Source organism: Bacillus pinisoli, assembly GCF_023036475.1.
Lineage (GTDB): Bacteria > Bacillota > Bacilli > Bacillales > SA4 > Bacillus_BS > Bacillus_BS pinisoli.
Genome location: NZ_JAJQKI010000002.1, coordinates 237,996 through 251,783, shown reverse-complemented (window position 1 = coordinate 251,783; position 13,788 = coordinate 237,996). Strand labels below are relative to the sequence as shown.

The following is a 13,788-nucleotide window of genomic DNA, read 5'->3' as shown; positions in this document are numbered from 1 at the left end:
ACGTATGAGTAAAATACGTGTTTATGAATATGCAAAAAAGCAAAACATTTCAAGTAAAGAAGTGATTAATATATTAAAAGAATTAAATGTCGAAGTATCAAACCATATGACAACAATCGAGGACGATGTTGTTGTAAAGCTAGACCAACGATTTAGCGGGTCAAACGAAACAGAAGTAAAAGCTACCGAGAATAAGCAAGCTGCTTCTCCTCAAAAGAAAGCAGAGGCACCAGCAGCAAATGTTAAGAATAAGGCTGCTGCTTATGAAGAGGACGATGAAGTAGATAATAAGCCTCGTAAAAAGAAGGGTGCTAATAAGCGTAAAGAAAAAGACAATAAGAAAACAGGTAATCAAGAGCAAGTAGCTTTCCAAAAGAATGCTCATAAGAAAAACACAAAACAGTCTACACCTACAAAGGTAACTGAATTACCTGAGAAAATTACTTTTTCTGGCTCACTTACTGTTTCAGAATTAGCCGCTTCTCTTGGAAAAGAGCCTTCTGAAATTATTAAAAAGCTTTTCGGATTAGGTGTAATGGCTACCATTAACCAAACTCTTGACAAGGATACAATTGAACTAATGGCAAGTGAATACGGAGTGGAAGTTGAAGAAGAGATTGTCTACGAGGAAACAGAGTTTGAAGGCTATGATATGGAAGATAAAGAAGAGGACCTTCAAGTTCGCCCTCCTGTTGTAACAATTATGGGACACGTTGACCACGGTAAAACAACTCTACTTGACTCTATTCGTAACACAAAAGTGACAGAAGGAGAAGCTGGTGGGATTACACAGCACATTGGTGCTTATCAAGTTGTTGTAAATGACAAAAAGATCACATTCCTAGATACTCCTGGTCACGCTGCGTTTACTACAATGCGTGCACGTGGTGCAAAAATCACAGATATTACGATCCTTGTTGTAGCTGCTGATGATGGTGTTATGCCTCAAACTGTTGAAGCAGTAAACCATGCTAAAGCAGCAGAAGTGCCAATTATTGTAGCTGTAAATAAAATGGATAAACCTTCAGCTAATCCAGATCGAGTAATGCAAGAGCTTACTGAACACGGCTTAGTACCAGAAGCTTGGGGTGGAGATACAATCTTTGTACCAGTTTCGGCATTAAACGGTGAAGGCATCGATGAGTTGTTGGAAATGATTTTATTAGTAAGTGAAGTTGAAGAATGGAAAGCTAACCCTAAGCGTTTTGCAACAGGTACTGTTGTAGAAGCTCAATTGGACAAAGGACGTGGATCTGTTGCTACCCTTCTAGTCCAGAATGGTACACTTCGAATTGGTGATCCAATCGTTGTAGGAACAGCGTTTGGACGTGTTCGTGCTATGGTTAACGATATAGGACGTCGTGTAAAAGAGGCAGGTCCTTCTACGCCAGTAGAAATAACAGGTCTTAACGAAGTTCCTCAAGCTGGTGATCAATTTATGGTCTTTGCAGATGAGAAAATGGCTAGATCTGTTGGTGAAGCGCGTGCGCAGAAACAGCTTATTGAACAACGTGGAGATAAAGCTAAATTGAGTTTAGATGATTTATTTGAACAGATTAAGCAAGGTGATATTAAGGACATTAATATTATCGTTAAAGCGGATGTTCAAGGTTCAGCAGAGGCACTTGCAGCTTCCCTTCAAAAGATTGAAGTAGAAGGTGTACGTGTAAAAATCATCCACACTGGTGTAGGAGCTATTACTGAATCAGACATCATCTTAGCATCAGCATCTAATGCCATTGTGATCGGATTTAATGTTAGACCAGATGTAAATGCTAAGAAGACAGCAGAGCAAGAAGATGTTGATGTACGTTTACACAGAATTATCTACAATGTTATTGATGAAATTGAGTCTGCTATGAAGGGTATGCTTGATCCAGAGTTTGAAGAAAAAGTAATTGGTCAGGCAGAAGTTCGTACGACGTTTAAAGTTTCAAAGGTAGGTACAATCGCTGGAAGTTACGTAACAGATGGGAAAATCACCCGTGACAGTGGTGTACGTGTAATCCGTGATGGCATCGTTATTTTTGAAGGGCAACTGGATACATTAAAACGTTTTAAAGATGATGTAAAAGAAGTCGCTCAAGGTTATGAGTGCGGTATTACCGTTGAAAAGTTCAATGATATTAAAGAAGGAGATATCATTGAAGCTTATGTCATGGAGGAAATTAAGAGATAATGATTGGATTTGTAGAATGTGAATGCTTCATTTATGATGCACAATCGTTAAAAGAGAAGCGGGCAGTTCTTCAAAGAATCTTATCTAGACTTAAACAAAAGTATAATGTTTCGGTTTCAGAAATCAATCATCAGGACGTATGGCAACGAACGACCATTGGTATTGTTGCCATTACGTCTTCAAAACAGGCAACTGAAAGAGAGTTGCAAAACTGTATTAAGTTGATTGACTCCTTTCCGGAAATAGAAAGAGCCGTTACAAATTTTGAATGGTATTAAAACGAGGTGATCGTATGAGTTTACGTGCAACTCGAGTTGGAGAGCAAATGAAAAAAGAGCTCGGTGAAATTATCGGGCGTAAAATAAAAGATCCACGTATTGGGTTTGTTACAGTAACAGATGTAGAAGTTACTGGAGATCTCCAGCAAGCTAAAGTTTTCATTTCTGTTCTGGGAGATGACGAACAAAGGCAGAACACACTAAAAGGCCTAGCCAAAGCGAAAGGGTTTATTAGAAGTGAGATTGGCCAACGAATTCGTTTACGTAAGACACCAGAAATTTCTTTTGAATTCGATGAGTCTGTTGATTACGGTAATCGTATTGAAAACTTACTGGCTGAACTAAATAAATCCACTAGGCAAGATGAAGCATAGAGAACAATAAAACTGGATAGACATACGTCTATCCAGTTTTGTTTACAACTTTGTCTTTTTGACTAGATTGAAACATAACTGTGACCACGGAGGTACAGATGGAAGGAATACTACTATTACATAAACCCAAGGGACTAACGTCTCATGATTGCGTTTTTAAGATGAGAAAAATACTAAAAACCAAGAAAATAGGACATACCGGTACACTTGATCCAGATGTAACCGGAGTGCTTCCATTGTGCATTGGACGAGCTACAAAAATTGCTGAATACATGACGGGGAATAATAAGACATATGTGGGGGAAGTAACTTTAGGTTACTCTACGACTACTGAAGATAGCTCAGGAGAAAAAATAGAGGAAGTACCAGTTGATCGAGTTATTACGCGTTCTGAGATATTAGATGTTTTAAATAAACTTACTGGTGAAATACAGCAAACGCCTCCTATGTATTCAGCAGTTAAAGTTAATGGCAAAAAACTCTATGAATATGCTAGAAAAGGTATAACCATTGAACGACCAACACGAACCATTACAATTTACAAATTTGAATTATTAGATGATCGCGATGAGTTTGTCGGTTCAGAAATAAGTTTTAGGTTTAAGGTAACATGCAGTAAAGGCACCTATGTCCGAACACTTGCAGTTACTATTGGGGAAGAGTTAGGATTTCCTGCACACATGTCACATCTTATTAGAACTGCTTCTGGACCTTTTCAAATAGAAGAGTGTTTAACATTTGAACAAATTGAAAAAGCAGTAGAAACAAACTCCATTCAATCTTTACTTATTCCAATGGAGAGAGCTCTAAACCATTTGCCTAACTTGCAAATTGATGATAAAGTAGCAATAAAAGTCAAAAATGGTGCAGTTCTTGAGATGACTACGGTTCTGCTTGAACATGATCATGTACTAATAACTGATCAGTCAGGGCAGGCACTTGCCATTTATGAAAAACATCCTACTAAAACAGGATTAATGAAACCAACGAAGGTTCTCTCTATTTAGCGGGGGATTAAATAGAAATCAGGTGATCGACGTGGAAACAATTTATATAAGCCATCCACCACAAACAAACACTGATACAATGTCAAATAAGGTTATGGCGTTTGGTTATTTTGATGGTGTACATTTGGGCCATCAAAAGGTGATTCTAACTGCAAAAGAAATAGCAGGACAAAAAGGTATGAAAAGTGCAGTAATGACCTTTCATCCACACCCTTCTGTCGTGCTAAGAAAAGAAAAAGCTATTCATCATGTGTTGACTCCTCTACAAGAAAAAATAAACGCAATTGAGTCTCTTGGTATTGATGAACTATATATAGTGAATTTTACGGAACAATTCTCACAATTGCTTCCACAGCAGTTTGTTGATGAATACATAATTGGCTTACATGTTCAACATGTAGTGGCTGGATTTGATTTCTCTTATGGCAAAATGGGTAAGGGAACAATGGAAACTTTACCATTCCACTCTCGGGGGATGTTTACACAGACTGTAATTGATAAAGTGGTAGTAGAGAATCAAAAAGTAAGCTCCACTTCCATTCGTGAGTTGCTAAATAATGGTCAAGTTGACGAAATTGCTGGTCTCCTTGGCAGATATTATCGCATTACTGGTGAAGTGGTTCATGGAGAAAAAAGAGGGAGTACGATTGGTTTTCCGACTGCAAATATTCAATTAAAGGAACCTTACCACCTTCCCAAAACGGGCGTGTACGCTGTTGAGATGGAGGTATTAGGTCAAACTTTTAGAGGAGTTTGTAATATCGGATATAAACCAACCTTTCATCAAAATTTAACAGAGAAGTCTATTGAAGTTCACCTTTTTGACTTTAAAGAAAATATCTATGGTGAAAATATAGAACTGGTATTCCATTCACGGATTCGTGACGAGCAGAAATTTAACGGTATTAATGAACTTGTTACAAGAATTCATATAGATGTGAAAGAAGCAAAAGAAATTTTTAAAGTAAAACTTTAAAAACTTGCATTATGATGTTAGATTAGGTATGATAGTAAGCGTATGTTATGAACCATTGCTTGGCAAGTCGAGTCACCGACGCTTGCTCGGTAATTGGGGATGAAAATTAGGAGGTGAAAAGGATGGCTTTAACACAAGAGCGTAAAAACGAAATCATTAATGAGTACAAGACTCATGCTTCTGACACTGGTTCACCAGAAGTACAGATTGCTGTCCTAACAGAGCAAATCAACACATTAAATGATCACTTACGTACACACAAGAAGGATCACCATTCACGTCGTGGTCTTTTAAAAATGGTAGGTAAGCGTCGTAACTTACTTAACTACTTAAGAAACAAAGACGTTACACGTTATCGCGAACTAATCAACAAGCTTGGTTTACGTCGATAATAGGTCGTTTTCTGGAGGTACTAAATGTGTCCTCCACTTAAAAAAGCGGGATAGAAATCCCGCTTTTTTATTAGTATAAAAAAATATTCATGCTAAAGTCTAGCGTAATTTAGCGCAAGCACCCAGCCCTCCTGAGGTCAATTACACTTGGATCTTACCAAGGACAGACTTTAGGCTAAACGGGGCGCTTGCGCCTTTTGTTCTTTTTGTTTGTCTATAACTTTGTTGCTTACTGAGCTGCATTATAGTTATCAAGCTCATATTAATGATAAATGCAGGGTATAGATCGTTTAGAAAATAGCCTTTTGTAAAGCTTAGGCTTTGAATACAATGTGCCTCGGTTAAAATTGCACAAATCGCTTAACCTGACCCTAAACGCATCGCATAAACCTTCAACAAGAAACTGACAATATATAACAGATAAGACGTATTTTATACGTTTTATTGTGAAAAATATTTACATATATACAGACAATTGATATGTTTTAAATAATATAGGAAATACTATATTATTATGGATAGTTATTTATTATGACTTTATACATAGGAAATAAGATATGCAAGAGAGGGGTACATATATGGGACAAGAAAAGCAAGTCTTCTCCACAATTTGGGCAGGGCGTCCGCTTACCGTTGAAGTAGGACAGTTAGCAAAACAAGCAAGTGGGGCTGTATTAATTCGTTATGGAGATACTGCTGTATTATCATCAGCAACAGCATCTAAGGAGCCAAAAGATTTAAGCTTCTTTCCGTTAACGGTAAATTATGAAGAAAGATTATATGCAGTTGGAAAAATCCCTGGTGGGTTTATTAAGCGTGAAGGTCGTCCAAGTGAGAAAGCTATTCTAGCTAGTCGCTTAATCGACCGACCGATCCGTCCGTTATTTGCTGAAGGTTTCCGTAATGAGGTGCAAGTAATTAGTATCGTTATGAGTGTGGATCAGGATTGTTCTTCTGAAATGGCAGCGATGTTTGGTTCTTCTTTAGCACTAAGTATATCTGATATACCATTTGAAGGCCCAATTGCTGGTGTAACTGTAGGAAGAGTTAATGATGAGTTTATCATTAACCCGTCTATTGAGCTTATGGAGAAGTCAGACATTCATTTAGTGGTTGCTGGTACGAAAGATGCGATTAACATGGTTGAAGCAGGTGCTGATGAAGTTCCTGAAGAAGTCATGCTAGAAGCGATTATGTTTGGCCATGAGGAAATTAAACGTTTAATCGAATTCCAAGAGAGTATCGTTGCAAGCGTTGGTAAAGAAAAGCGTGAAGTAGTTCTTTACCAAGTTGATGAAGAAATAGAAAAAGAAGTACGAGCTCTAGCGGAAGAAAAAATAAATAAAGCTGTACAAGTACATGAAAAGCATGCGCGAGAAAATGCAATATCTGAAGTTAAAAAGGAAGTAATGGCTCATTATGAGGCAAAAGAAGCAGAAAAAGCGGTACTAGGTCAGGTTTCTGAAGTACTGTATATCCTTGTAAAAGAAGAAGTACGTCGTCTTATCACACAAGAAAAAATTCGTCCTGACGGAAGAAAACAAGATGAGATTCGTCCACTTGCTTCCGAGATTGGGCTTCTCCCTAGAACACATGGTTCAGGTTTGTTTACTAGAGGACAAACTCAAGCATTAAGTGTTTGTACATTAGGAGCACTTGGAGATGTTCAAATACTAGACGGCTTAGGTATTGAAGAGGAAAAGAGATTTATGCACCATTACAACTTCCCACAATTTAGTGTTGGGGAAACTGGACCAATGAGAGGACCAGGTCGTCGCGAAATTGGACATGGTGCCTTAGGGGAGCGTGCGCTTGAACCAATTATTCCATCAGAAAAAGATTTCCCTTATACCATTCGTCTTGTATCTGAAGTATTAGAATCAAATGGTTCAACTTCTCAGGCAAGTATATGTGCAAGCACATTGGCTATGATGGATGCCGGTGTTCCAATTAAAGCTCCTGTAGCTGGAATTGCAATGGGACTTGTGAAGAAAGGTGACGATTATACAATCCTTTCTGATATCCAAGGAATGGAAGATCACTTAGGTGATATGGACTTTAAAGTAGCTGGAACGGCAAAAGGTGTAACAGCTCTTCAAATGGATATTAAAATTGAAGGCCTTTCACGTGAAATCTTAGAAGAAGCATTGACTCAAGCTCGTGTTGGACGACTTCACATTTTAGAACACATGTTAAGCACAATTAACGAGCCACGTACACAATTGTCACAATATGCTCCTAAAATCTTAACAATGACAATTAACCCAGATAAGATTAGAGATGTAATTGGTCCAAGTGGTAAACAGATCAATAAAATCATTGAAGAAACTGGCGTTAAAATTGATATTGAACAGGATGGCACAGTATTTATTTCTTCAGTAAATGAAGAAATGAATCAAAAAGCTAAGAAGATTATTGAAGACATAGTCCGTGAGGTTGTAGTTGGACAAATGTACTTAGGTAAAGTTAAGAGAATTGAAAAATTCGGCTGCTTTGTTGAACTATTTAGCGGTAAAGATGGACTTGTTCACATTTCTGAATTAGCAGAAGAACGTGTAGGGAAAGTGGAAGATGTCGTTGCCATCGGCGATGAGATCTTGGTAAAAGTTACAGAGGTTGATAAACAAGGCCGTGTAAACTTATCACGCAAAGTAGTGCTAAAAGAACAAAAAGATGCAGAAAATGCAAACCCAACATCTTAACAGAGCCTAACATAAAAACTAGAAGAAGCTGGGCACCCAGCTTCTTTTTTTAAAAGGCAACTTCATGAAATTTGTTGAATACTAGGATGCTTTACTTTTTGTTCTACCTTGTCCCCCTTTTACATACTTTTAATTACAAGGGGGATGTTAAACATGAAAAGATTAACTTTGCAGTTATTTACATTTTCTTCAATTTTATTATTAACCTTAGGATTGGTACAAAATCCTTATACAACTGATTATTTATCTGAACTAAAGGAACCAACAATGACGGTTTCTAAACAAGTGGATTCATTATATGAAGAAATCCAAGAGAACAGAGAAAATTATGAGAAAAGTCCTCAAGATGCTGTAGTGGATAAAGTATGGAAAGCAACTCCTGGATACAATGGTTTAGAAGTAGATGTAGAAGCTTCTTATGAAAACATGAAAAAGGATGGAATATTTGATCCAAAGAAATTAGTGTATAAGGAGATTCCACCGTCAGTACATTTATCTGATCTGCCTCCAGAACCAATTTATAGAGGTCATCCAGAAAAGAAAATGGTCTCCTTCTTGATAAATGTTGCGTGGGGGAATGAATATATTCCTACTATGCTAGAAACGTTGAAAAAGCATAAAGTATATGCGACATTTTTTCTTGAAGGACGTTGGGTTAAAGAAAATCCTGAACTAGCCAAAATGATTGTGGATGCGGGGCATGAAGTGGGGAATCACTCCTATAACCATCCTAATTTAAAGACAATGACTGCTTCACTTGTCAGAGAACAACTCGTTTCTACTCAGAACGTTATAGAGGCAACGACAGGTATTAAACCAAAATGGTTTGCTCCTCCAAGTGGTAGCTATCGACAAGAAGTTGTTACGATTGCCTCTGAACTTGAGATGGGCACAATTATGTGGAGTGTTGACACAATCGATTGGCAAAAGCCTACACCTGAGACATTAATAGAAAGAGTCATGAATAAAGTACATCCAGGGGCGTTGATTTTGATGCATCCAACAGATTCTACTGCAAAATCTTTAGATTCACTCATTTTACGAATTAAAGAGAAAAATTTGAAGATTGGTCATGTGACAAATCTATTGAGTGAAAAAAGAGTAGATCTTCCACCTACATCGCAGGGACAACAATAAACAATGGCTCTTTTCGTATAGATTGTTGCTTTCAATACTAGTTTAATGTTATTTGCTTTTCATCTAGACAGTAGCTCTTTTCTAATCATAAATACGGAAATTTATTGATAAAATTGAGTTTAACTTCAGATGAAATAGGCTAGAAAGCAACAAAGTTTTAGAAAAGAGCCTAAACAATGGACATTTAGGAGAAATCCTACCCTAGGAGGAAAGATTTTGATAAAGAAATATACATGTAATAACGGAGTTCGTATCGTACTTGAAAATATTCCTACTGTTAGATCTGTAGCAATTGGTGTCTGGATTGGCACCGGTTCTAGAAATGAAATACCAGAAAATAATGGAGTCTCCCACTTTTTAGAACATATGTTTTTTAAAGGTACTAACACACGATCGGCGCGTGAAATTGCAGAATCATTCGATAGCATTGGCGGTCAAGTAAATGCTTTTACATCAAAAGAGTATACCTGTTACTATGCTAAGGTGCTAGATGAGCATGCCAACTATGCATTAGAAGTGCTTGCAGACATGTTTTTTAATTCAACCTTTGATGAAGAAGAGTTAAAGAAAGAAAAAAATGTGGTATATGAAGAAATAAAAATGTACGAGGATACTCCAGATGATATCGTTCATGACTTACTTAGTCGAGCTGCATACAAAGAGCATGCATTAGGATATCCAATCCTTGGGACAGAAGAGACTCTTTCTACTTTTAATGGTGATACTTTACGTAATTACATGAAAGAAACCTATACACCCGAAAATGTGGTTGTTTCAATTGCTGGTAATATAGATGAACGTTTTATTAAGGTAGTAGAACAGTACTTTGGCAGCTATGAAACAGGAAAAAGTCAAGAAGAAACAACTGTACCTAGTTTTCATGCGGAAAGGCTCGCTAGAAAGAAGGAAACGGAACAAGCTCATTTATGTCTAGGATATAATGGCTTACCAGTCGGTCACGAAAAAATTTACAGTCTAATTGTCCTGAATAATATACTTGGAGGAAGTATGAGTAGTAGACTTTTTCAAGAAGTTCGGGAACAAAGAGGTCTGGCCTATTCAGTTTACTCCTACCATTCCTCCTTTAAAGACAATGGGATGTTAACGATTTATGGAGGAACTGGGAGCCAACAGTTAAACCTCTTATATGAAACAATTCAACAAACACTTACTACGTTAATGGATAAAGGAATTACATCTAAAGAGTTGGCTAATAGTAAAGAGCAAATGAAGGGTAGTCTAATGCTTAGTTTAGAAAGTACGAATAGTCGTATGAGTCGTAATGGGAAGAATGAACTCCTATTAAGAAGACACAGAAGCTTAGATGAAATTCTACAATTGGTCAATGGCGTTTCAGAGGATTCAGTTAATCAACTTGCTAGAACAATCTTTAGCTCAGAACCATGTGTGTCATTAGTAAGTCCTGATGGAAAACTGCCTGATATGCTTCAATAAATACAACAAATGTCTGTAAGTTTTGACTTATAGGCATTTTTTTTATGAATTTATGATAAATATGTAAAAAGGATAGTCCAATGTAAAGGATGTGAGCAGAGTGAGGCTAAGTGAGCTAAGCGGAAAAGAAATCGTGGATTTAAAACGGGCGGAGCGACTGGGGGTTCTCGGCCAAACAGATTTAGAGATCGATGAAACAACAGGTCATATTAAAGCCTTTATTATTCCAACAATGAAATGGTTTGGTTTTAAAAGGCAGGGGGCCGAAATTAAAGTTCCGTGGCATCATATTAAGAAAATTGGAGCAGACATGATCATCATAGACATTCATGAAGAACCACCTTATATGAATAGAAAATAGCCCCAAAGTGTCTTAAGTAGCTATTGCTTAAGGCACTTTTTTCTTTTGGTAAGGTTAAAAAAGCTGACTGGATATAAATGATAGCAAAAAACAGCTACTTTACAGAAACATAATTCATTCACCTAATAAACCCTTCTTACATAAGATGTTGAAGTAAAGTAACAGAATCGTTGGGCACTAGTTTTATAACATTGCCTTGCCAGATTACAAAAAGAAGGTGAATGAAAACCATGTTAACTGGATTGCATATAGCAATAATTGGAGGAGATGCAAGACAGCTAGAAGTCATTCGAAAGCTGACAGATTTAGATGCGAAGCTGTCATTAATAGGCTTTGATCAGCTTGATCATGGCTTCACTGGTGCTTCAAAGGAACAAATGGATGAAGTAGACTTCACAGAAATTGATGCAATAGTTCTGCCAGTAGCTGGAACGAATAGTGAAGGTGAAGTAGATACCATTTTTTCAAATGAAAAAGTAGTGTTAACTGCGGAGCTAATGTCAAAAACGCCTGAGCATTGTACCATTTATTCCGGCATAAGTAACAGTTATCTTGATCAGTTAGTAGATACAACAAATAGAAAATTAGTCAGGTTATTTGAACGAGATGACGTAGCTATCTACAACTCGATTCCTACCGTTGAAGGAACCATCATGATGGTCATTCAGCATACAGAGATAACTATTCATAATTCAAATGTCATCATTTTAGGAATGGGTCGTGTAGGGTTGAGTGTTGCCAGAACATTTTCTGCATTAGGAGCAAATGTTAAGGTGGGTGCAAGAAAAAGTGAGCATCTAGCAAGAATTTTTGAAATGGGTATGCAGCCATTTCAACTATCTGATCTTGAGAGCGAGGTACAAGATATTGATGTTTGTATCAATACAGTCCCCCATCAAATAGTAACTGCTAGTGTCATTTCTAAAATGCCAGCTCACACGTTAATCATAGATTTAGCATCAAAGCCAGGTGGTACTGATTTCCGTTATGCAGAAAAAAGAGGAATAAAAGCTTTATTAGCACCAGGATTACCTGGTATTGTTGCACCTAAAACGGCAGGTCAAATCGTGGCTAATGTATTATCACAATTATTAAAGGAAGATGTATTAGACAGAAAGGGGAATGGATAATGACATCTTTAAAAGGTAAAAGAATTGGCTTTGGCTTAACTGGTTCTCATTGTACGTATGATGCGGTCGTTCCACAAATTGAGAAACTAATGGAAGCTGGTGCAGAAGTAATTCCTGTTGCCACGAATACAGTTAGATTAACGAATACTAGATTTGGTGACGGAGACGAATGGGTAAAGAAGCTAGAAGAGATTACAGGTAATCAACTCATAGATTCAATAGTGAAAGCAGAACCACTTGGTCCGAAAATCCCTTTAGATTGCATGGTCGTGTCTCCTCTAACAGGAAATTCAATGAGTAAATTTGCTAATGCCATGACAGACTCACCTGTATTAATGGCGGCGAAAGCTACACTAAGGAACCAAAAACCAGTTGTTCTTGGTATTTCCACAAACGATGCATTAGGCTTAAATGGTGTAAACCTTATGAGACTTATGGCAACAAAAAATATTTATTTCATCCCTTTTGGTCAAGATGACCCAGTAAAGAAGCCAAACTCCATGGTAGCGAGAATGGGATCTTTAGTAGATACCGTGGTTGCAGCTATTGAAGGCAAGCAGCTACAACCTGTTGTCATCGAGAGATTTTTAGACGAGAAGTAGAAATATATTCTTCTATTGTATGTAGTTATGATACAATAAAAGGTATTAATTGAAGGAGAAGATAACATTTTCTCCTTCCTTTGCTTGTCATTATATCTTTTGTTAATAGTGGAAGGGGATTATATAAATATGGTTAAAGGTTTTCATGTAGCTGTTGTCGGAGCAACTGGCGCTGTAGGTGTACAAATGCTCAAAACATTAGAAGATCGAGACTTTCCTATTTCAAAGCTGACATTATTATCTTCTAAAAGATCAGCTGGAAAAAAGGTAGTGTTTAAGGGAGAAGAAATTACAGTTCAAGAAGCTACACCGGAAAGCTTTGAAGGTGTTCAAATAGCATTATTTAGTGCAGGAGGCTCTGTTTCAAAATTATTGGCTCCTGAAGCAGTAAAAAGAGGTGCTATTGTAGTTGATAATACGAGTGCATTCCGTATGGAGGAAAATACGCCTCTAGTAGTTCCAGAAGTAAATGAAAAGGCATTATTTGATCATAATGGAATTATTGCTAATCCCAACTGTTCAACCATTCAAATGGTTGTTGCTCTAGAGCCAATCCGTCAGGCGTATGGATTAAAGAAAGTTATAGTATCAACTTATCAGGCTGTTTCTGGAGCTGGCGCAGCAGCTGTTGAAGAGATGATGAATCAAACAAAGTCAATCTTGGCAGGAGAAGAATTTACTCCTCAAATTTTACCCGTAGGTTCAGATGAAAAGAAATACCAAATTGCGTTTAATGCAATTCCACAAATAGATAAGTTCCAAGATAATGGTTTTACTTTTGAAGAGATGAAGATGATTAATGAAACAAAAAAGATTATGAGTATGGATGAGCTTCAGGTCGCTGCAACATGTGTTAGACTACCTGTTGCCACTGGACATTCAGAGAGTGTATTTATCGAAGTGGAAAAAGAAGGCGTAACAGCGAGCGATATTCAGTCACTACTTGCTAACGCACCTGGAGTGACTTTACAAGATAATCCTAACGAACAGGTTTATCCAATGCCAGCACACTGTGTAGGACAAAATGACGTGTTTGTAGGTAGAATACGTAAGGACTTATCAGATGATAAAGGATTCCATATGTGGATTGTATCTGATAATTTATTAAAAGGTGCTGCATGGAATTCAGTTCAGATTGCAGAGAGTCTAATTAAATTAGAAATAGTTAAATAAGTCAAAAAAGGGGGATTTGCTC

General features: G+C 37.3%; 13 protein-coding genes. All 13 read left to right on the top strand.

From position 1 onward, the window contains the following. The first annotated feature begins 4 nt into the window (after nt 1-4). The 13 genes from infB (at nt 5) to asd (ending at nt 13,766) form a co-directional block, all read left to right on the top strand. Nucleotides 5-2,179 (top strand): translation initiation factor IF-2, encoded by a 2,175-nt coding sequence (infB, locus tag LT143_RS03670; protein WP_246939825.1) that lies wholly within the window; start codon nt 5-7, stop codon nt 2,177-2,179. Beyond that, nucleotides 2,179-2,457 (top strand): DUF503 domain-containing protein, encoded by a 279-nt coding sequence (locus LT143_RS03665; RefSeq protein ID WP_246939823.1) that lies wholly within the window; start codon nt 2,179-2,181, stop codon nt 2,455-2,457. Before infB ends, LT143_RS03665 begins: the two co-directional genes overlap by 1 nt. Before the next feature lie 14 nt (nt 2,458-2,471). Then, nucleotides 2,472-2,831: a 30S ribosome-binding factor RbfA gene (rbfA, locus tag LT143_RS03660; protein ID WP_246939821.1), complete on the top strand. Its 360-nt coding sequence runs from the start codon at nt 2,472-2,474 to the stop codon at nt 2,829-2,831. Between the two features lie 98 nt (nt 2,832-2,929). Then, complete coding sequence (gene truB, locus LT143_RS03655) at nt 2,930-3,838, top strand: tRNA pseudouridine(55) synthase TruB (protein ID WP_246939819.1); 909 nt, start codon at nt 2,930-2,932, stop codon at nt 3,836-3,838. Between the two features lie 31 nt (nt 3,839-3,869). Continuing rightward, nucleotides 3,870-4,814: a bifunctional riboflavin kinase/FAD synthetase gene (ribF, locus tag LT143_RS03650; protein WP_246939817.1), complete on the top strand. Its 945-nt coding sequence runs from the start codon at nt 3,870-3,872 to the stop codon at nt 4,812-4,814. 122 nt (nt 4,815-4,936) lie between these two features. Further along, on the top strand, nt 4,937-5,206 hold the full coding sequence (gene rpsO / locus LT143_RS03645; protein ID WP_246939815.1) for a 30S ribosomal protein S15: 270 nt from the start codon (nt 4,937-4,939) through the stop codon (nt 5,204-5,206). Nucleotides 5,207-5,784: 578 nt separating this feature from the next. Then, nucleotides 5,785-7,908, top strand: coding sequence for a polyribonucleotide nucleotidyltransferase (gene pnp / locus LT143_RS03640; protein WP_246939812.1), 2,124 nt, complete (start codon nt 5,785-5,787; stop codon nt 7,906-7,908). 153 nt (nt 7,909-8,061) lie between these two features. Next, the gene (locus LT143_RS03635; protein ID WP_246939810.1) at nt 8,062-9,045 is read left to right on the top strand and encodes a polysaccharide deacetylase family protein; all 984 of its coding nucleotides are present in this window, start codon (nt 8,062-8,064) and stop codon (nt 9,043-9,045) included. A 216-nt stretch (nt 9,046-9,261) separates the two neighbouring features. After that, nucleotides 9,262-10,500, top strand: a complete 1,239-nt coding sequence (locus tag LT143_RS03630; RefSeq protein ID WP_246939806.1) for a M16 family metallopeptidase — start codon at nt 9,262-9,264, stop codon at nt 10,498-10,500. Between the two features lie 100 nt (nt 10,501-10,600). Continuing rightward, entirely contained in the window at nt 10,601-10,861 is a 261-nt protein-coding gene (locus LT143_RS03625; RefSeq protein WP_246939803.1) for a YlmC/YmxH family sporulation protein, read from the top strand. 230 nt (nt 10,862-11,091) lie between these two features. Continuing rightward, the gene (gene dpaA / locus LT143_RS03620) at nt 11,092-11,991 is read left to right on the top strand and encodes a dipicolinic acid synthetase subunit A (protein WP_246939799.1); all 900 of its coding nucleotides are present in this window, start codon (nt 11,092-11,094) and stop codon (nt 11,989-11,991) included. Then, nucleotides 11,991-12,593: a dipicolinate synthase subunit B gene (gene dpaB / locus LT143_RS03615; RefSeq protein WP_246939796.1), complete on the top strand. Its 603-nt coding sequence runs from the start codon at nt 11,991-11,993 to the stop codon at nt 12,591-12,593. Before dpaA ends, dpaB begins: the two co-directional genes overlap by 1 nt. Before the next feature lie 129 nt (nt 12,594-12,722). After that, nucleotides 12,723-13,766 carry an aspartate-semialdehyde dehydrogenase gene (asd, locus tag LT143_RS03610; protein ID WP_246939793.1) on the top strand — a complete coding sequence of 348 codons (1,044 nt, stop codon included), beginning with the start codon at nt 12,723-12,725 and terminating at the stop codon, nt 13,764-13,766. Nucleotides 13,767-13,788 lie beyond the last annotated feature (22 nt).